20 protein-coding genes and 1 tRNA gene are annotated in these 20,185 nt (G+C 35.1%); 10 read left to right on the top strand and 11 right to left on the bottom strand.

What is annotated here, in order from left to right:
- The first annotated feature begins 32 nt into the window (after positions 1-32).
- On the top strand, positions 33-1,379 hold the full coding sequence (locus tag IGI65_RS10575; RefSeq protein ID WP_412256422.1) for a glucose-6-phosphate isomerase: 1,347 nt from the start codon (positions 33-35) through the stop codon (positions 1,377-1,379).
- Between the two features lie 380 nt (positions 1,380-1,759).
- The gene (locus IGI65_RS10570; RefSeq protein ID WP_412256420.1) at positions 1,760-2,137 is read left to right on the top strand and encodes a YxeA family protein; all 378 of its coding nucleotides are present in this window, start codon (positions 1,760-1,762) and stop codon (positions 2,135-2,137) included.
- A gap of 249 nt (positions 2,138-2,386) precedes the next feature.
- On the opposite strand, the gene IGI65_RS10565 is transcribed toward IGI65_RS10570, so the two are convergent.
- Positions 2,387-2,656 (bottom strand): hypothetical protein, encoded by a 270-nt coding sequence (locus IGI65_RS10565; protein WP_071864902.1) that lies wholly within the window; start codon positions 2,654-2,656, stop codon positions 2,387-2,389.
- 638 nt (positions 2,657-3,294) lie between these two features.
- Between IGI65_RS10565 and IGI65_RS10560 the strand changes: the two genes are divergently transcribed.
- A complete protein-coding gene (locus tag IGI65_RS10560) occupies positions 3,295-3,501 on the top strand; it encodes a hypothetical protein (protein ID WP_071864903.1) in 207 nt (68 codons plus the stop codon).
- A 138-nt stretch (positions 3,502-3,639) separates the two neighbouring features.
- Here the strand turns inward: IGI65_RS10560 and IGI65_RS10555 are convergent, their stop codons facing one another.
- Positions 3,640-5,442 carry a glycerophosphoryl diester phosphodiesterase membrane domain-containing protein gene (locus IGI65_RS10555; RefSeq protein WP_412256418.1) on the bottom strand — a complete coding sequence of 601 codons (1,803 nt, stop codon included), beginning with the start codon at positions 5,440-5,442 and terminating at the stop codon, positions 3,640-3,642.
- Positions 5,443-5,596: 154 nt separating this feature from the next.
- On the bottom strand, positions 5,597-6,193 hold the full coding sequence (locus tag IGI65_RS10550) for a TVP38/TMEM64 family protein (protein ID WP_095006190.1): 597 nt from the start codon (positions 6,191-6,193) through the stop codon (positions 5,597-5,599).
- Between the two features lie 308 nt (positions 6,194-6,501).
- On the opposite strand from IGI65_RS10550, the gene IGI65_RS10545 reads away from it, so the two are divergent.
- Both IGI65_RS10545 and IGI65_RS10540 read left to right on the top strand, forming a co-directional pair.
- The gene (locus IGI65_RS10545) at positions 6,502-7,860 is read left to right on the top strand and encodes an Nramp family divalent metal transporter (protein ID WP_071864906.1); all 1,359 of its coding nucleotides are present in this window, start codon (positions 6,502-6,504) and stop codon (positions 7,858-7,860) included.
- Positions 7,861-7,878: 18 nt separating this feature from the next.
- Positions 7,879-8,310, top strand: a complete 432-nt coding sequence (locus IGI65_RS10540) for a universal stress protein (protein WP_412256416.1) — start codon at positions 7,879-7,881, stop codon at positions 8,308-8,310.
- A gap of 108 nt (positions 8,311-8,418) precedes the next feature.
- On the opposite strand, the gene IGI65_RS10535 is transcribed toward IGI65_RS10540, so the two are convergent.
- Together IGI65_RS10535 and IGI65_RS10530 are read right to left on the bottom strand one after the other, a co-directional pair.
- Positions 8,419-8,871, bottom strand: coding sequence for a threonine/serine exporter family protein (locus tag IGI65_RS10535; RefSeq protein ID WP_071864908.1), 453 nt, complete (start codon positions 8,869-8,871; stop codon positions 8,419-8,421).
- The gene (locus IGI65_RS10530) at positions 8,868-9,623 is read right to left on the bottom strand and encodes a threonine/serine exporter family protein (protein ID WP_412256414.1); all 756 of its coding nucleotides are present in this window, start codon (positions 9,621-9,623) and stop codon (positions 8,868-8,870) included. Before IGI65_RS10530 ends, IGI65_RS10535 begins: the two co-directional genes overlap by 4 nt.
- 403 nt (positions 9,624-10,026) lie before the next feature.
- Between IGI65_RS10530 and IGI65_RS10525 the strand changes: the two genes are divergently transcribed.
- The 3 genes from IGI65_RS10525 to asnB all read left to right on the top strand — a co-directional run bounded on the left by IGI65_RS10525 (position 10,027) and on the right by asnB (position 13,002).
- Entirely contained in the window at positions 10,027-10,605 is a 579-nt protein-coding gene (locus IGI65_RS10525) for a TetR/AcrR family transcriptional regulator (protein ID WP_071864910.1), read from the top strand.
- Between the two features lie 185 nt (positions 10,606-10,790).
- Positions 10,791-10,878 (top strand) — tRNA-Ser (locus IGI65_RS10520).
- A gap of 228 nt (positions 10,879-11,106) precedes the next feature.
- Positions 11,107-13,002 carry an asparagine synthase (glutamine-hydrolyzing) gene (asnB, locus tag IGI65_RS10515; protein ID WP_412256412.1) on the top strand — a complete coding sequence of 632 codons (1,896 nt, stop codon included), beginning with the start codon at positions 11,107-11,109 and terminating at the stop codon, positions 13,000-13,002.
- A 52-nt stretch (positions 13,003-13,054) separates the two neighbouring features.
- Here asnB and IGI65_RS10510 read toward each other — a convergent pair whose 3' ends face one another.
- The 5 genes from IGI65_RS10510 to IGI65_RS10490 all read right to left on the bottom strand — a co-directional run bounded on the left by IGI65_RS10510 (position 13,055) and on the right by IGI65_RS10490 (position 16,574).
- A complete protein-coding gene (locus IGI65_RS10510) occupies positions 13,055-13,696 on the bottom strand; it encodes an NAD(P)H-hydrate epimerase (protein ID WP_412256410.1) in 642 nt (213 codons plus the stop codon).
- A 75-nt stretch (positions 13,697-13,771) separates the two neighbouring features.
- Positions 13,772-14,536, bottom strand: coding sequence for an ABC transporter permease (locus IGI65_RS10505; protein WP_412256408.1), 765 nt, complete (start codon positions 14,534-14,536; stop codon positions 13,772-13,774).
- Entirely contained in the window at positions 14,533-15,441 is a 909-nt protein-coding gene (locus IGI65_RS10500) for an ABC transporter ATP-binding protein (protein ID WP_412256406.1), read from the bottom strand. The genes IGI65_RS10505 and IGI65_RS10500 overlap by 4 nt, the downstream gene beginning before the upstream one ends.
- Complete coding sequence (locus IGI65_RS10495) at positions 15,442-15,645, bottom strand: PLD nuclease N-terminal domain-containing protein (RefSeq protein ID WP_071864915.1); 204 nt, start codon at positions 15,643-15,645, stop codon at positions 15,442-15,444. It abuts the gene before it with no gap.
- Between the two features lie 125 nt (positions 15,646-15,770).
- Entirely contained in the window at positions 15,771-16,574 is an 804-nt protein-coding gene (locus IGI65_RS10490; protein ID WP_071864916.1) for a Cof-type HAD-IIB family hydrolase, read from the bottom strand.
- 271 nt (positions 16,575-16,845) lie between these two features.
- Between IGI65_RS10490 and IGI65_RS10485 the strand changes: the two genes are divergently transcribed.
- The gene (locus tag IGI65_RS10485) at positions 16,846-18,285 is read left to right on the top strand and encodes an NCS2 family permease (protein WP_412256404.1); all 1,440 of its coding nucleotides are present in this window, start codon (positions 16,846-16,848) and stop codon (positions 18,283-18,285) included.
- Positions 18,286-18,523: 238 nt separating this feature from the next.
- Positions 18,524-19,720 carry a multidrug efflux MFS transporter gene (locus tag IGI65_RS10480; protein WP_412256402.1) on the top strand — a complete coding sequence of 399 codons (1,197 nt, stop codon included), beginning with the start codon at positions 18,524-18,526 and terminating at the stop codon, positions 19,718-19,720.
- Between the two features lie 216 nt (positions 19,721-19,936).
- On the opposite strand, the gene IGI65_RS10475 is transcribed toward IGI65_RS10480, so the two are convergent.
- Complete coding sequence (locus tag IGI65_RS10475) at positions 19,937-20,116, bottom strand: YjzD family protein (protein ID WP_071864919.1); 180 nt, start codon at positions 20,114-20,116, stop codon at positions 19,937-19,939.
- Between the last annotated feature and the right edge of the window lie 69 nt (positions 20,117-20,185).

The raw sequence follows: 20,185 nt of genomic DNA, 5'->3' as shown, positions 1-20,185 counted from the left end.
ATTAAATTTATCCATTTCAAGGAGGAGCTAAAATGTCACATATTAAATTTGACTATTCAAAAGTAGCACCATTTGTTAATGACCACGAATTAGGCTACATGCAAAGTCAAGTCACTGCCGCCCATGAAGCATTGCGTAATGGTACTGGTGCCGGAAGTGATTTTATTGGTTGGGTAAACTTACCAACAGAATATGACAAAGAAGAATTTGCTCGTATTAAAAAAGCAGCAGAAAAAATCAAATCTGATTCAGAAGTATTGGTTGTAATCGGAATTGGCGGATCTTACTTAGGTGCCCGCGCTGCGATTGATTTTCTAAATCATTCATTTTATAACTACATGAATGCAAATGACAAATCAGCTCCACAAATTTTCTTTGCTGGTAATTCTATTTCTTCAACTTACTTAGCTGATTTAATTGAAGTTATTGGCGATCGTGATTTTTCTGTTAACGTTATTTCAAAATCTGGCACAACAACAGAACCTGCGATTGCGTTTCGTGTCTTTAAAGAATTATTAATTAACAAATATGGTCAAGAAGAAGCTAATAAACGTATTTACGCTACAACTGATAAAGCAAAAGGTGCGGTAAAAGTTGAAGCAGACGCTGAAGGATGGGAAACTTTTGTTATTCCAGATGATGTAGGTGGACGCTTCTCTGTTTTAACTGCTGTAGGTTTATTACCAATTGCAGCTAGTGGAGCTGATATTGATGCCTTAATGCAAGGGGCAGCAGATGCTTCTAAAGCTTATGCTTCTGATAATTTAGCAGAAAACGAAGCTTATCAATATGCCGCAATGCGTAATATTTTGTACCGTAAAGGAAAAGTAACCGAATTACTAATTAACTATGAACCAGGTATGCAATACTTTTCTGAATGGTGGAAACAATTATTCGGCGAATCTGAAGGTAAAGACCAAAAAGGAATTTATCCTTCTAGTGCAAACTTCTCTACTGACTTACATTCATTAGGTCAATATATTCAAGAAGGTCGTCGTAATATCTTCGAAACTGTTGTGAAAGTAGAAAAACCACGGAAATCAGTTAAAATTCCAGTAACAAAAGAAGATCTAGATGGTTTAGGTTACTTACAAGGTAAAGAAGTAGACTTTGTTAATACAAAAGCCTTTGAAGGTGTTCTATTAGCTCACACTGATGGGGATGTACCAAACTTATTAGTGAAAATTCCTGAAATGGATGCATATACTTTAGGTTACTTGATGTACTTCTTTGAAATCGCAGTTGGTATTTCTGGTTACTTAAATGGTGTTAATCCGTTTGACCAACCAGGGGTAGAGGCATACAAGAAGAACATGTTCGCACTCCTTGGTAAACCAGGTTTTGAAGAATTATCAAAAGAATTAAATGAACGCTTATAATTAAGGCATAAAAAAGACAATAGCTTTTAGCTATTGTCTTTTTTTCGTTTATCATATGTGTTGTATCACTTCTTATTCGACTAAATAAATTGGAAGATTTCATATTGTTAGTAAAAACGTGGACGGCAGGAATCGAACCTGCCTCTCAAACATAGACAACCTGTCGTCACAGATCATCCTAGAGCAAAGCACCAAAACTCGCCCACCAAATGTATGAATTCATCATAGTTACTCCAACTTAAAGCTCCCTTAAATCTTACAAATTTATTGAGATGGGTGACAATTGTGTTAGACAAACTAAGTCTAAAGTACGATACTTTTGCGAGTGTTAGCCAGTATGATGAAAGCAATAAGAAAAGTCATAAAGGAGCGGAAATAAAATGTTAAAAGGATTAATTAAAGGTGCTGTGGGTGTTACATTAATTTTGGGTGTTTTGATGGGAGGGGCGTTAGTATTTTCTGACGATGCTTCTGGCGAGTTTGCTCAAATCGTGGATCGCCTGAATCCTTTAGTAAAAGAAGGTAACGTCTATGTGAAAACGGCACAACCTCTTGAGGTGAACGGTTATGGGACAGCCCATTACCGTCAAGTTGCTGCAGATGAGAAGGGGAATAAACGCACGATTGAATTTTCTGGGATGTCAAAACTAAGACAAGGACATTACTTAAAGTTAGAAAATAAAGGGTCCTTTGTAAAAACTTATGAAGAAGTTCAAAAAGAAGAAATTCCTAAAGCGGCACTAGCCGTTATCGACTAAAAATATAGCGCTACAACTGTTTTGTTATATTTTTTAATCCTCATTGGTTTTTATTGCAATTGAAAGTTTATCTTTATATCTCTATTGCTAATTGAGAAGAATTTTCGAATAAAAAACCTCAGCTCTAATCAAGTAGCTGAGGTTTTTTGCTGGAATTTTAAGAAATTTGAAAACCAGTTTATTAAAATTCTCGTCGATTACTAAAAGTTGAATGAATCAGCTTAGCTTTTCTTCGCAGAAATGCTGACGTTATTCTGGTGTACCAATAACTTTAATATAATCATCAATATTTTTAATTTGCATGTGCTTAATGACCAACTGATTGCGTTGATTACGTTTACCAGTAACTTTTAAAGTATATTTATTGTTTGGTAAGCGGAAAATATAATTTGAAAGATAGCGGTCTTTAATGATTCCTTCTGTAATTTCGCCATCTTTTGCAAGTTTGATTAGTGAAAGACGCATTGGTTGTTCTTGCAAAAGGACGGTTTTAATTAGAAGTCCTTCGAATTCTTCCATTTTTTTCACCTCATCTAAAGTCTTCTTTCGTCATTATAAAGGTTTTTTATAAATCCTGCATGAAAGAAGTCCAAGAAAATAAAATCCTGTTAAAAATTATTTTGACAAGTTAGCATAGGTTCTCTGTTTAACTACGCTAAAAAAAGATCATTTTTAAAGGGCGGAGTGTCTCCTTTTTATTGGGTCAATTTAAATAGTCTGGCAGAAACTGTCAGAATCATATTTCCTCAAAATGCTATTTATACAACAAAATGATATATACCTAGCGTTATTTTAAAATAGATATTTTCTAATGTAATTCATGAAAAATTGATTCTCTTTTTTGTTTAAATCTCTTTAATGATATTTCATTTTATAATTGGTATTGTTTGTTTTTTTGTCTCGTTAAGCTTTAACTTATAAAAACTTGAAAATAATCTCTAGTAAATATTAAGCAATATTAAAAGAATAGTAGTTCTGATGGTTTAGGATTATTCTCTTTTGAAGATACTTATTCAACACTAAGTGAAAAAACATCTCATTTGGTCTATATCAAAAAATAAAAAAATAGAAAAATTAAAAAAATCTACAAAAAGCGTTTCCAAATTTAATTTTTTCTGTTATGATATACCTGAAATTGAACAGAGGAGGTGTTATTAATGGAAGTGGAAATTGGGAAAACTTACATATGCCAACCAGTAGGATTCACAAGAGAAGTCACAGGATTTGTCGAACATACATATACGAACACAGTCTTAATTTCTGTGGCGGAATGTGAACATTGTGATCGACCACAAGTGATTGAAGCACAAAATCGCTTATTGGTGCGCTATGAAAATATTCGCGAAGTTGCGGTGGTAGCTTAACAAATGACAAATTTCTAGTGAAAACTAGAAAAACAGGAATTGTCATTTTAAAATGAAATATAGGTAAAATAAAAAGACTTCAAGTGGCCTATTACTTGAAGTCTTTTTATTGTATCGGTAAAAGGATTTCCTGTGTTTTTAGCCAACACCAATAACAAAGTTCAATAATTTATCGGAATAAGTGACTTTTTCTTTGGCATCACGAATGGTTTTGTTTAGCGTTTCCATTTGATCGGTGATGATGCCATCTACTTCGTAAAAAATCATTCGACTCATGTCCTCACTACTATTAGGAGTCCATACAAAAACTTTTTTACCATCCTCTTCTGCTGAAGTAATGAAATTATGGTTAATAGTTGAATATTCCATTGTTAAAAAATCAGCTTTTGTAATAGGAGGCCCAATGACATTAAAGGGTAAAATATAACCAACTGTTAGCTGAGGGGCTTTTTCTTTTAGTGATTCAACAATGGAAAAAGTTAGACTTTGTACCAGATGGTGTTCTGACTGAATTTCATTTTGATACTTTTTCAAAAAGGTATCCACGATTAATGTCGTATCTTTTTGTTGGGTTTTTATTTCTACTAATAGCTTTTGATTGAGCCGTTTTGCTTCAGCTAAATATGTGTCAAAGGTTGGGATTTTTGCGCTTTTACCATTTTCATGCAAAGTAACTTGTTGAATTTCAGCAAGCGTCATTTGCTCAGGTACGCCTTTTACAGCGGCTAAATTTTTTAAATTGAAATCGTGCATCACTACAAATTGATGATCTTTTGTCATTTGGATATCCATTTCAATATAATCAGGATGCCAAGTTTGACTCGTTTTTTCTAACGCTTCTAAACTATTTTGAACACCATTTTTGTCACTGACACCACGGTGAGAAATTGTCGCAGGTATCTTTTCGATTTCTTGGTCCAGATAGTCTAAATTATATAAACTCACACCCACCCCAAAAAGTATCGCAGTGAAAAGTAAAAGTGTGTTTTTGACACTTTCAAAACGAGGTGTCGGTAAATCTTCTTGGTAAAACCAATGAGGGATGTCTGGTAAAAAGCCTTCATCGTTCATAAAATCAATAATAATATAAAAAATACCAACAGTTGATAACACCAAATTTACTAATAGAAAAAATTGCAATAACGTCATGGCAAAAACAGCGCTAATTAGTGCATAGTCGGGGAAAAACTCTTCCACTAGTGCTTGAGCACCTACTACGACAGTAAAACTAATTCCGGTAATTAAAAGAATTGCCCCGCCAATAAAAATAAAGCGTCCCACAATTGCCAAAAAGCGGCGCTTGGTAATTAATAAGCTCTCTTTGAAAGCTTCTTTAAAAGGACGGTCCCGTAAAATCATTTCCGGTAGGGCAAAAATGAGTCGTATCCCAATATAAATTAAAATTAGATAGAAAAGAACAAAAGCTGAGATGATTAACAAACGATTGGTAAAAATAAAATCCATGATAAAGGCGGGGATTTTAATTCGCGCCAATAAATCTGAGTTAAAGCTCAAACCGCCGATTGGCAATATGAGTAAAAAATAGAAAAGGAAAAATAAGAATACGCTGGGACGTAATTTTTTTAATTGAATCGTTGTCATCCGTAATAGCTGTTTTAACGAAACGGCTTGCTTTTTTTCAATGAAATAGACACTTAATAATAAAAAAGTAAATTCAAAGAAAACGAGTAGTAAAATAAGAAGTAGTAGGGCGACTAATAAAAATGCTACTGCTGGATGCTGTGTAGCAATTTCGCTTAAATTGTCATAAGAGATATACTGAATCTGCCCGCGTTTTAAAATAAATTTAGTCGAACTACTTAGCAGTGGAATAACTACAAATAAAATAAAACCATGCATTAAAAGCACATCACGAAAGTAAACATTTGTTTTTACTAAAAAGTCCCACGTATTTTTCAACGAATCTTTTAAATACTTCATCTTCATCACCTATTTCCATTGTAGCTGAAAATCAAATTTCAACAAAGAAAAGCGAATAGTAAACCCAACAAAAAAACTCGAACACATTTGATTAGAACTACTTGCTTAAAGGAAGCGTAGAACTTTCAAAGGTGGTCGAGTTTTTATAGTAGATTTAACCCAGCAAGCCCGTTAAAAAGGAACCGCCATAAATTAAAGCCATACTATATAAGAAAATAGAAAGTGGCTTAGCTAATAGGATAATCCAGACGTACTTTTTGACAGAAATATTGGTCAAACCAGCCATCAAACAAAGCGCATCATCTGGTGCTACAGGTAAGAAGATGGCTAAAGCAAATAACTTTTCAAAGCGACTTTGGTTGTCTAACCAACCAATATATTTGTTATACGTTTTATCGCTAATCATACTTAAAATAAATGGCTTACCGTAACGACGTCCCAAAAGGAAAATAATAATGGAACCGATACAAATACCGACATAGTTATAAATAAAACCGGCAAAAGGACCAAATATTAAGACACCCGCAGCACTAGAAATGCCGCCAGGAATAATCGGGATCACTACTTGTAAAATTTGTAAAAGGATAAAGATGATAGGACCTAAGATAATAGAGTCGCCAACTAAACCTCTTAGGGCATTTATATCTTTAAAGACACCTAAATTAAAAAAATAGATTGTTAAAGCAATTGAAATTAAAATACCCACGATAGAAATCGTATTAATGATTTTGCGAGAAAGAGCGATACTCATGGTCTCATCTCCTTTGTTTGGTATACTTGTATTATACAAGGTTCTTTTTTATTTGCCCTCGTTTTTGTCTGACAAAAAACAAACAAAAATGTAAGAGAGGTTAAAAAAGTTACTTTAATCATCTGTATTATAAGCGCTTTTACTAGGTATTACCATCATACTAGAGTCTGATTTATAAAAACTAAAGATTTTTTAGTCTATTTGTTTGGTTTCTAGTTTACAGAAAAAAATTTTAGGTGTACACTCAATTTGTTAAATATTTCGGTTAACCTAAAAATTAATTAAGCTATATAGAAAAGAGTGATAGGATGAGTCATAATAAAGAAAAATTAATTGAATATGCCAACGGCCCTAGTTTAGAAGAAATTAATAATACCGTGGATGTCCCAAAAGATGCGAGTTTTTTTAGGACTTTGTTGGCTTATAGTGGCCCAGGTGCCCTTGTTGCAGTGGGCTATATGGACCCAGGTAACTGGATTACTTCAATCGCCGGGGGAGCAGAATATAAATATGCTTTGTTGAGTGTGATTTTATTATCGAGTTTAATAGCGATGCTTCTACAGAGTATGGCAGCAAAATTAGGTATTGTTACCGGACGTGATCTAGCTCAGGCAACCCGCGAGCATACTTCTAAAAAAACTGGTTTTGTTTTGTGGGTCATTACAGAGCTTGCTATTATGGCAACTGATATTGCAGAAGTTATTGGGGGCGCAGTTGCGTTACAATTATTATTTGGGCTACCGCTACTAGTCGGGGTATTGATTACGACACTAGATGTTTTATTATTGCTATTATTAACCAAATTAGGTTTTCGGAAAATCGAAGCAATTGTGGCTGTCTTAATTGCAGTGATTTTTATGGTTTTTGCTTATGAAGTTGCTCTAGCCCAACCTCATTTAGGTGAAGTTTTGCGTGGCTTTATTCCAGATACAAAAATTGCGACAGATAAATCAATGCTTTTATTAGCGTTGGGGATTGTAGGGGCAACGGTTATGCCTCATAACTTATACTTACATTCATCTATTTCCCAAGCTCGAAAATTTGATCGCAATGACGATGAAGAAAAAGCACGGGCAATTAAATTTACAACATGGGATTCTAATATTCAGTTGACAGTCGCTTTTGTCGTTAACTGTTTATTATTGGTTTTAGGTGGTGCATTATTTTATGGTACTAATAGCGATTTGGGTAAGTTTGTCGATTTATATGACGCATTAAAAGATCCAAGTATTGTAGGCGATATTGCCAGTCCTCTTTTAAGCACTTTGTTTGCTGTCGCTTTATTAGCTTCCGGTCAAAATTCGACAATCACAGGTACGCTTTCTGGTCAAATTGTGATGGAAGGTTTTATTAATTTAAGAATGCCTTTGTGGATGCGCCGAGTGGTCACACGATTACTTGCGATTGTACCGGTTATTATCTGTGTCATTTTGTATGGTGGTCGTGAGTCTGCTGTTGAAGATTTACTTTTATATACGCAAGTGTTTCTAAGTATCGCCTTACCAATTTCTATTATCCCCTTGACTATTTATACCAGTGATAAAAAAATCATGGGGCGCTTTGCAAATCCAACGTGGATGAAAATTTTAGCTTGGATTATTGCAATTGTACTAACGCTATTAAACTTGTTTTTAATTTACAGTACTTTAACAGGGGCTAATAGTTAAATAGGAAGGTGAGGGGAAATGAACAAATTTAATTGTATTTTAGTTGCAGTAGATGATTCCAAGGATTCAAAGAAAGCTTTTGATTACGCGGTGGCTTACGCTTTAGAGCATCAAGCAAAATTAACTATCACGACGATTTTTGAAATTAATCGTTTAAACGTCTATGAATATTTAACTAAAGAAACGATTGCAGCACATAAGGAACAGACAATTGCCATTGCAGAAGATTATCGCAAAAAAGCAATCGAAAAAGGATTAAAAGAAGTCACAATCGTTGTCGACGAAGGATCACCGGCACAAACGATTTTAAGTACAGTTATACCTGCCGTTAAACCAGATTTGTTAGTATGTGGCTCTAAAGGAGATGCCAATCACACGCCACTTGTTTTGGGTAGTCAAGCGGCTCTAATGGCCAAAGAAGCACATTGCTCGGTTTTAATTGTTCGCTAATAGGAAGTGTGACAAAAGCTACTTCTTTGAAAATAAGACGGAATTCCTCGAAATTTGAAAAATAATTTCCGGGAATTCCGTCTTATTTCTTGAAGCTGGTCGCTTCTGTCATAATCTTTTTTTTAGCGCAGTGTTGCATTTAAAAACTAATGTTTCAACGAGGGAGGTAATCATAAAACCTGCTGCAATTGCTCCGGCTGTGATCACAACAATTTTTAAATTATCAAACGATTTTGTTGAATCCCCTAATACAAGTTCGCGAATTGCTTGGTAGGCAGGCCCCCCGGGGACTAAAGGGACTAAGCTAGGAATGTTGAAGATAATCATAGGCATTTTTAGTCGGCGAGAGAAAAAAATACTCAAACAACCAATTGCGATTGCCGCAATGAAGTTAGCAAATCCCAATCCTTGCTCGTGTTGCCGTAATCCCCAATAGACCATCCAGCCAATCGCTCCGGTTAACCCACAAGCTGCTAAAGAGCGCTTGGGAATATTAGTGATGATACCAAAAGCTACGGTACTAATAAAACTAAATAGAAAATGGATGCCATAAGTTATCATGCAATTCCACCTCCAAATAAAAGGAGCGTGGTGGCAATTCCGACTCCAATTGCTGCAGCGACAAATAATGCTTCGATTCCACGGGCGGTACCGCTGAGTAGATCGCCAGATAAAATATCACGAAAAGAATTTGTTATCGCCACGCCCGGTACTAAAGGCATCACCGCTCCGATAATAATATGGTCAACGTTATTTGCCAGTCCCAGTTTTACACTAGCAATCGCCAAAGCACCAATCACAAAGGCAGCAACAAACATATCTAAAAAGCGCATTTGTAACCATTTTTTAATATATACACCAGCTACAAAACCGATGCAGCCAATGAGAAAAGTAGGAATAAAATCGCGCCATGTCCCTCCAAAAATATACATTAATGTACAACTAACCAAGCCTGCTGCTAATGTTTGCCATAGAAAAGAAAAACTCGGTGTATCGTAGTTGACTCGTTTCAAGCGGGTGTTTAACTCATTTAAAGAGATTTTTTTTGCTGCAAACTCGCGGGAAAGGTGATTTACAGCAACAATTTTTTCTAAATTAATCGAACGTTCGTGTACTTCTTCTAGTTGCGAAAAAGAAGAAGTACGAATGCTCATAAAAAGGCCTGTAGCCGTTACGTAACTCACTGTATTGGAGATGCCGGCATTTTCTGCAATTCGATTCATGGTATCTTCCACCCGGTAAACCTCAGAACCATTTTCCATCATAATTCGACCTGCTAATAAACAGGTGCTTAAAACCAATGCTTCTTTCATCTTTTTACCTCATTTATAAAGTTGCTTTTATTCTACCATTTCATTTTCAGAATTGCTTTTAATTTTTAGCAGGATAAAAATATTTGCTGTGTTCAAAAAACGAATCGAAATAAATGTCAGAAAATTAAGGAAATTTCTTTATTGCTTAAAATAAATTAATATAGATTTAATAAAAATAACGGTTGTAATAGCTTGTGAAATGCCTTAGTATCTTTTTAAGATATTTTATGTCATATATTTATTGAAAACTATTGATTAATTTATCATCCCTCGTTATCGTACGAATTTTTTTCTTTAAGATAGATAACTAGTTTTGAGGTATATCATTTCCCAAAAAATCTATTTTTGTTTACAATAAACGTATGAATGATAAATGTTATTATAAAGGAGAGGTGACTTTTTTATGCGTCGTAAAGTTTATACAAAAGATCAGATTTTGAAAGCTGCTTATGAAGTTATTTCAAAAGATGGTTTTAGTAAGTTTACAGCCCGTAATATTGCTAAAAAAATGGGAATTTCAACCCAGCCAATTTACTTAGAGTTTAAAAACATGCAAGATTTAAAAAATACGTTAGTTGAAACCGTGATGCGGGATCTACAAGAAAATGTATTTCCGATTGAACATACTGGCAATCAAATTGTTGATTTGGGTTTAAATTATATTAACTTTGCCCAAGAAAACCGCAATTTATATGTTGCCTTATTCGTAGACGAGTACGGTGGCGGTAAGATGATGCATGAGTTTTCTTATGAGTACTTTAAAAATATGGTGTCAAATTGCCCTGAATACGCTGACTTATCAGATGAATACATTAAAGCGTTACATGACGGTACTTGGATTACCGTAACAGGGATTGCTTCTTTGATGTCTTCAGGTATTATCCATCCATCACAAGAGCAAATTGCAGAACTTATTCAATCTGCTGTAGATGGCATTTTGAAAATGGATGAACCAGAAAAGATTTTTAATCCGGAAGATTAATAAAAAGCAACTTGGCGTATAAGTGCGCGTGTTAATTGCTAAAGTGCTAAAATCACCTGGTCTAGATTGCCAGCTGCATTTTTATGATAGGTGATTTTTTCTTTAGGGTTAGTACGCGTTTTTTGGCAGGTATTTCTTAATTGACTTTTTTTCAAATTTAGCGAAAATAAAAGAAGTGAGAACTTGGAGAGTTGGCAGAGTGGTAATGCACTGGACTCGAAATCCAGCGAGCCGGTTTACGCCGGTGCACGGGTTCAAATCCCGTACTCTCCTTATCGTACTTAGTACAACTTTTAGGCTGCTTGATTTTTATCAAGCAGCCTTTTTAAGTTGACTCTTCTGTTAACGCCTTTTATAAAGTTGAGAGAAATTATTAAGAGAAAGTAAAAAACAATTTTGTAAAAAAGGTCATTTGGCAAATTCTATCGTAGGATTTTTAATTTTATGGTATGATAATTCCTGGTTTGTAAAAATGAAATTTTAATAATAGGACGTGAAAATATGTGTGGCATTGTCGGTTTTGTGAATAGCAAGGACCAAAAACAAGAAATTATTGAAGATATGATGGATCGCATCGTCCACCGTGGTCCTAATAGTTCTGGTAAATATACAGATAAAAATGTAGCATTAGGCTTTCGTCGTCTGTCAATTATTGACTTAGAAGGCGGTTCTCAGCCTATTTATAATGAAGATCGTAGTAAAGTTATTATTTTTAATGGCGAAATTTACAATTTTCAACCATTAAGAGAACAACTTATTGCAGCTGGCCACGTTTTTTCTACTCATGCTGATACAGAAGTATTATTGCATGGTTATGAAGAATGGGGTGCTGAACTTTTACAAAAAGTGCGGGGGATGTTTGCCTTTGCCATTTGGGATATTGAAAAACAAGAATTATTTGGTGCCCGCGATCATTTTGGGATTAAACCTTACTATTATGCAGAAATGAACGGTACGTTTATGTTTGGTTCAGAAATCAAGAGCTTTTTACCACATCCAGATTTCAATAAAGAACTAAATACAGCAGCGTTAAAACCGTACATGACTTTTCAATATTCTCCTTTAAATGGAGAAACATTCTTTAAAAATGTGTATCGCTTACCAGAAGGTCATTATTATACTTATAAAGACGGCAAACTTACCATTAAAGAATACTGGGATGCTGACTTTACTAAAAAAGATGATCATTCTCGTGAAGAATGGGTCGATGAAATTGATAAAAGTGTTGAAGCTTCTATTGCAGCACATCGAATCGCTGATGTTGAAGTGGGTGCCTTTTTATCCAGCGGTGTGGACTCAAGTTATGTAACTTCTGTCTTGCGTCCAGATCATTCTTTTTCAATTGGGTTTGATGATAAGACGTATAATGAAGCCATTGAAGCTCGTAAATTAACGAAAATGCTCGATTTAAATAATACTGCCGCAGTAATTGATGGGGACATGTCTTTTAAGGCTTTTCCGCTTATTCAATATCATTTGGATGAACCGGATTCTAATCCTTCTTGTGTGCCACTTTACTTCTTAGCAAATTTGGCATCACAATCTGTGCGGGTAGTACAATCTGGTGAAGGTGCCGATGAGTTATTTGCCGGTTACCAAACTTATGGTTTCCATACCAACTCAAAAATGGTGCGTGTTTTTGCTCAAGGGTTGAAAAAATTACCAAAAGGCATGCGTTATTCCATTGGCCGTAAATTTGGCCACATGAAAAATTTCCATGGTCGAATTCATTTATATGAAGCGACTGCTCCTGCCCGTGACTTCTTTATTGGTCATGCGAAAGTTTTTGATGAACAAGAAGCTGCAAGTTATTTAAAACCTGAATTTCAAAATGCCCCTTCTGTTAAAGAAATTATGAATCCTCATTTTGATCAAACAGAAGGTATTGAAAGTGAAGTTAACAAAATGCAGTATGTCGATGTGCATCAATGGATGCCAAAAGACATTTTGTTAAAAGCCGACAAATTATCTATGGCAAGTTCACTTGAATTACGGGTGCCACTACTAGATATTGAAGTGATGAAATTAGCACAACGAATTCCAGCAAAATATGTGATGAATCAAAACAATACAAAAGATGTTTTCCGTCAAGCGGCGAACCGTCATTTACCAGAAGAATGGGCAAATCGGGAAAAATTAGGTTTCCCAGTGCCGATTAAAGCTTGGTTAAAAGAAGATCATGGTTATGAAGAAGTAAAAGCGTTATTTATGGCAGATTTTGCCAAACAATTCTTCGATCAAGATAAAATCATGAAATTATTAAATGATCACCACGAAGGTAAAGCAGAAGTGCAACGTAAAATTTGGACAATCTTTACTTTCTTGACTTGGTATAAAGTTTACTTTATCGATAAAGAAATTCCAAAAGCAGAAGCTATTACCTACGAAACATTATAATAAAAAAAGCCAAACGCTCGCTGTTGTCTAGCAGTTGAGCGTTTGGCTTTTTTTATAGTTTTAAGGCGTCACCGCTAATACCTACATCAACGATTTGCAAGTTGCCACAGGCTTCAAGTCCAGGTGAAATGGTGAAGCCGGTCTTTTTAAATTGAAAAGTAACCGTAGTGTCAGCATGAACAAACTTTCCTAATGAAGTGCCTGTTGAAGCATCAATTCCAGAAGGCACATCAACAGCCAGAATAGGTAGTTGGCTATGATTTATTTGGTCAATAACATTTTTAGCAGTTTCGTTTAACTCTCCATTAGCCCCAATGCCTAAAAAACTATCGATGATTAAAGTAAAACCCAAAAATGTTTCCAAATGATGCAAAATAGGAATCTTATAATAGTCGCAAATAGCGTATTGTTGTTGGCATTCAGTTGTACGATGAGTTAAGTTTCCGACAAAATAGACAGTAACATTTTTGCCAGCTAAATGAAGGAGTCTAGCAATAGCTAATCCATCGCCGCCATTATTCCCACTTCCACAGACGATTAAAACTTGTGAAAGGTCGTATTTTTCTTTTTCCATCAGTTCATTAAAAACTGCTAATGCTGCTCTTTCCATTAAAACCATACTCGGAATACCAATTGTGTCAATTGTATACTGATCACATGCTTTCATTTGCTTTGCATTCACTAATTGTGTCATGGTCACGCCTCCTGCTTTTGTTTTTGGATTGCTTTATTTTTATTGTAGCGGAAGTCTAACTTTTTGCCAAAAATCCTAAAGGGGACGTTTGCGGAAAATCAAAAGACTTAGAGTCAATAATAATATGATAAGCAAAACTGCAATCCAGACCGCAGGCCAATAATGATAAAATTCTGTTTTACCTGTTAACCAATTCAGCGAATTGCTTCCTAAAATAAAAGGATTATAATATGCGATTTTCTTTAATATACCACTAAAGCTACTGATTAAATAAAAACTAGCCAGAATCAAAAGGCTTTGCCCAGTGCTTTTAGCTAGTGTTGATGACAAAATCGTAGCTGCTAAAAAAATTGTTCCGTAGAGCCAAAAAGCAAAAAGCGGGAATAATAAATGAGGACTTTTATTATCATTAAAATAATAGGTAGTATAAGCAACATTAACTAAAAAGGAACTGATCAAGGTTACAGACCAAATAAAAACTAAATAGAGTGCTTTACTAATAACAAAGACGTTGCGAGAGAGTCCTTTAGTAATAAAAGGTAATAGCGTGCCTTTTTCTACTTCATTACTAATCGTACCAACTGCCAATAATGCGATAGCCAATAAAACAAATTGTGATAAATTCTTATAATATTGTGTCCAACTATCTATTGATGTTGGAGTTGGTAAAGAAACGGGTAGGTCAGCTGGTAATAAAGAAGACATTATATCAGGCATAATTTTCGCTAGAAAAGGGGATAAGATTCCAACAGCTACTGCAATAATCAATAAGATGGGGATTTTTTTAGTACGCCAATTAGCGAAGCATTCTTTTATGAAAAAAAGCTTGATTTGTTTCATTTTGCCACCACCTTTAAAAAGATATCTTCTAATGTGGGTTCGACTAATTTTAGTTTGCGAGGTACAACTTTTAGCCTAGCAAGAGTTTCGACAATTGCCAATCCAGAATCTTCCTGATTTAAAACTGGGAGAAGTAGCGTTAGACTATCTTTTTTTTGCCCATCAAAAGCAGTATGTTTTAGGAAATAAGATCTGTCAGCTGTGTCTTTAAATTGCAGTTCATAGTACTTGTTATGTTCAGCTTTAATATTTTTTAGTGCTCCTTCTAATTGAATTTTACCCTCATTTAAAATAGCAATATGATCACAGATAGATTCAACATCATGCAAAATATGAGTAGAAAACAAAACAGTTGTTTCGTTTTTTAGATTTTTTAAGATAGTTAATACTTCTTTGCGTCCAATAGGATCTAATGCTGAAGTGGGTTCATCACAAATTAGTAATTTTGGATCGTTTAAAAGTGCTTGTGCTAAACCTAAACGTTGTTTCATTCCGCGTGAAAAACCACCTATTTTTTGTGAAGTATTGTTTAGACCAACTTTTGAAAGTAATGTGGGGATTTTAGCGGCTATTACGTTTTTTGTTAGGCCGCTAACCTTTCCGCATAAAGCTAAGTATTCTTTAGCAGACAGATAGTTGTAAAAAGCCGGAACATCCGGTAGATAACCAATGTTTTGATTGGTTTTGCTATCTCCGTATTTTACGGTCTGACCTGCGATAGTAACTGTACCACTATCAGCGGCTAAAAGCCCTAAAATAATTTTCATCGTGGTAGTTTTACCTGCGCCATTTTCTCCCACAAAGCCATAAATACTTCCTGAGGGGATAGTTAAAGATAAATCATCTAAAATAAGACGTTGACCAATTTGTTTTTTTAGATTCTGAATGACAATCATAGATTCCATTTAATCTTCTCCTTTACCAAAAGCAAAATAAATAATTGGGCCTAAAAAAGAAATAAAAGCACAGATGATAACCCAAAACACACGGTTGCCAAATTTATAATGAGGATGTTTGAATACATCGACGACAGCGTAAATTGCAAGTCCGATTTGTAAAATAATGAGGGGAATTAAGATTGGAATATATTCTTGAATGTTTAATTGCATAGCAATCACTCCTTGTCTTATAGTGAAACTTTTTTGTATTAATAATTATAATACAAAGTATACAAAAACACAAAAAAAGCCTTGAAATTCTCAATAAGAGAGTTTCAAGGCCGATAAATCTTAATTTAGATGGCTAAATATTTTTCTAAATAATCAGCTAATCCATCTTCATCATTTGTTTTAGAAGTGATGTCATTACTAATAGCTTTTGCTTCGGGGCTGGCATTTTTCATAGCTACGCCCCAGCCGGCGTAATCTAGCATCTCAAGATCATTGTGTTCATCACCAAAGGCAATAATATTTTTACGATCAATCGCAAAAGAGTCCGCGATAATTTCTACCCCACGGGCTTTTTGAATGCCTTTTGCCACAATTTCTAAAATTGCATTGGGACCACCCCAAGTTCTAACATCGATATAGTCAGAAAACTGAGCTTTTAGTGTATCTGAAACAGTTTCGGCTAACTCGGTTTTGGTTTGAATTAACATCGAAGTGGGGTTTGTTTTTAAATTTTGGAGTAGATTATCATTGGTTGGTTTTTGATTATCAAAAAGATATTCACTACCAAAATCTAGGCGATCAACGTAAAAAGTATCACGATTTTCCGCTGCCACAAAATCCAATTGTAAATCATTTTTTTGTTTTAAAATTTCAAAGACAATATCACGACTAAAAAGTGTTTCCGATTCAGAAGCCCATTTTGTATAAGGTACGTGAACTAAAGCACCATTAAAATTGACCATTGGTGTGTTTAATGCTAATTGGTGATAAAATTTTTCGCTGATACGAAATGGACGACCAGTCGCAATACTGACAATATGACCACTAGCGACAGCTTTTTTTAAAACAGCTTCTGTTTTCGGGCTGATTTGAGATTGGGCATTTAAAGTAGTGCCATCTAAATCAATGGCAATTAATTTTTTGTTCATATCTATTTCTCCTTTCGTCTAAAAGATACGCTGTTTTAGTTTAACACATTTTGTTTTTTTCACAAGATTGCTAGTTTAAAAGTAAGATACCTTTAAAAAATGAGCATAAGAAAAAGGATTCGCTTTCATAGCAAAACACGAACATTAATGATAATATTTCAGTTGAGTGAAGATGAAATGTTGTTTTTTGGCTTTTTCCAAATTATAATCAGTCTTTGTTGGATGATAAATCCGAAATATGCCCTTATTCTTTTGTAGGAGTGAACAATTGATGGAAAAGTTTTTTAAATTAAAAGAAAGTAACACAAACGTTTCAACAGAATTTGTCGCAGGTTTAACTACCTTTTTTGCGATGAGTTATATTTTATTTGTAAATCCAACGATCTTATCAGCTTCAGGAATGCCATTTCAAGCGGTATTTCTAGCAACAATCATTGCTTCTGTAATCGGAACGTTAGTAATGGGACTTTTTGCGAATGTACCTTACGCGCAAGCTCCTGGGATGGGATTAAATGCCTTTTTCACATTTACAGTAGTATTTGGCCTAGGGTATACCTGGCAACAAGCGCTAGCGATGGTCTTCATTTGTGGTTTGATTAACATTTTCATTACCATTACGAAAATTAGAAAAATGATTATTCACGCGATTCCTGAAAGTATGCAACATGCAATTGGCGGCGGGATTGGGATTTTTGTCGCGTATGTTGGCTTGAAAAATGCTAACTTATTGAGTTTTAGTGCAGATTCAGCAACTATCACAAGTAGTGTGGTAGAAGGGGACAAAGCAGTCAATGTTACAATGAATGGTGGCATCGTGCCAGCTTTGGCTAATTTCAATAATGCACCTGTTTTATTAGCTGTGATTGGGCTAGTTTTAACTACAATTTTAGTTGTCCGCAATGTGCGGGGGGCTATTTTAATTGGAATTGTCGTTACAACTGTTCTGGGAATTTTCATGGGTGTTGTGGATTTAAGTGCAATTGATTGGAAAGCAAATTCACTAGGAAGTTCAATCAATGAGTTAAAGACCACATTCGGTGCCGCGTTTGGGGTAGATGGCATGCAATCACTGTTTAGTGATGCAAGTAAAATTCCTCAAGTTCTAATGACAATTATCGCCTTTAGCTTATCAGATACATTTGATACGATTGGAACCTTTATTGGGACTGGTCGTAGAACAGGAATTTTCTCTAAGGCAGATGAAGAAGCTTTAGAAGATAGTCGTGGCTTTAACACCAAAATGGACAAAGCGTTATTTGCAGATGCAATCGCTACTTCTATTGGCGCAATCTTTGGGACATCTAATACAACGACATACGTAGAGTCTGCTGCTGGTATTGGCGCTGGTGGACGTACTGGTTTAACTTCAGTTGTAGTTGCAGGTTTGTTTGCTATTAGTAGTTTCTTTTCTCCGTTAATTTCGATCGTTCCCGCCCAAGCAACTGCACCAGCGTTGATTTTAGTTGGGGTAATGATGATGGCTTCATTTAAAGATATTGAATGGACCGATTTAGAAGAAGCAGTTCCAGCCTTTTTTGCCGCTATTTTCATGGGCTTTTGTTACAGTATTTCTTACGGGATTGCCGCAGGATTTATCTTCTACACAATTGTGAAGGTGATTAAAGGGAAATTCAATGAAATTTCACCAATTCTTTGGGTAGTCGATATTTTATTTATTTTAAACTTTATCATTTTAGCTGTTATTGCATAAATTAGTTAAACATATTAGTTAATAAACCGTCTTTTAAAGAGGAGATTAATTCTACCTTTTAAAAGACGGTATTTTTATGCCAATCGATAATTTCAATAAAATTTTTAAAACATTGAAATTAATTGTGGAATAACGAGCATAAAACAAGGATAATTTTTACTTTTTTGAAAATTACATTAGCTTTCCAATTCACCTCTTTGAAAAAATAGGCTATAGTAGTAGTGAAAGAGGGTTGACTATGAAGCTGGATTGGAAACGAAATTTATTTATCTCATGGATTGGTTGCTTTTTTACCGGGGCGAGTTTTAGTTTGGTGATGCCATTTATTCCGCTTTACATCGAACAATTGGGCACACCTAAAAATCAAGTAGAGCTTTTTGCAGGGCTGGCTATTTCAGTGACCGCATTTGCTTCTGCTATTGTTGCACCTATCTGGGGAAATTTAGCCGATCGAAAAGGACGTCGTTTGATGATGATTCGTGCGGCAGTAGGAATGACATTTACAATGGGGTCGCTAGCTTTTGTTCCAAATGTTTATTGGCTGTTAATCATGCGTTTTATGACTGGGATTTTATCGGGCTATATCCCCAATGCAACAGCGTTAATTGCTTCGCAAGCACCACGAGAAAAAAGCGGTTGGGCACTTGGAACCCTAGCAACGGGGGCTGTAGCGGGAAATTTGATTGGTCCTTCAATGGGTGGCGCATTGGCACAGGCATTTGGTATGGAAAATGTCTTTATTATTACCGGGACGGTTTTGGCAATCACGACAATTTTGACGATTTTCTTTGTGAAAGAAGATTTTGTCCCAGTTCAAAAAACTGATCTTTTGTCGGTCAAACAAATCTTTAGTCGTATTTCAAATGTTCAAGTTTTAATCGGTCTATTTATCACTTCTTTAATTTTGCAAGTTGGAGTGACAAGTATCAGTCCAATTTTAACGCTTTATATTAGGCAGTTAAGTGGTAGCAGTGAAAATATTTTATTTGTTAGTGGCTTAATCGTGTCTATCGCAGGTGTGTCGGCAATTATCTCTTCGCCAACACTAGGAAAACTAGGAGATAAAATTGGCAATCAAAAAATCTTGCTGTTTGGCCTAGTGCTATCTTTTCTTTGTTTTATTCCGATGGGATTTGTTAAAACACCATTTCAACTAGGAGCTTTACGCTTTATTCTAGGCTTTTCAACTGGCGCTTTAATGCCATCGATTAATACGTTAATTTCTAAAATAACCCCACCAGAAGGCGTAAGTCGAATTTATAGCTATAATCAAATGTTTACCAATTTCGGTCAAGTGCTCGGTCCGATGGTAGGTTCTACAGTTGCCCATGGTATGGGTTATCGGGCTGTCTTTTTTGTCACAAGTGGTTTTGTATTTTTAAATATCTGCTTGTCGACATTTAATTTTCGCAAAGTTTTAAACCAAAGGCTTTAGTCTTTTGAAAAAACCCGTTACAATGTTTTGTAGCGAGTTTTTTTGTAGATAAAAGATTATATGATTTTCGCAAGGGAAAAGTCTTATATAAAAAGGCGACTACTTGGGAGGACAGGTTCATTAAGCTTTTTTGTGAGATGAAAAATGAGGGAACAAAAAAAGATTGCATCGCTGCAATCTTTTTAGTCAGTTACACCAGAAGGTAAAACTGTTTGTTTATGCGTGTTTCTTTTTGGGCGTAGCCACTTCAGCAATGAGGATAATGATGATTCCTACAATTAGAGAAATGATTGAGCTTAGTTTAAAATCATAAGTGCCGCTGTTTAAAGCACTACCTAGGTAGCCAACGACTTGACCCAAGATATACGTCCAAAACAAAGTAACCAAATATTTCATAGCAGACACCTCTTCTCTTGCGGGTTTCTCGAATACAGTGTACCATATTTTTCTTGAATGTAAAGTTTT

The organism is Enterococcus sp. DIV0755b (assembly GCF_051713765.1).
Lineage (GTDB): Bacteria > Bacillota > Bacilli > Lactobacillales > Enterococcaceae > Enterococcus_C > Enterococcus_C canintestini.
Note: the sequence above shows the minus strand (reverse complement) of the source record. Positions and strands in the feature narration are given on the sequence as shown.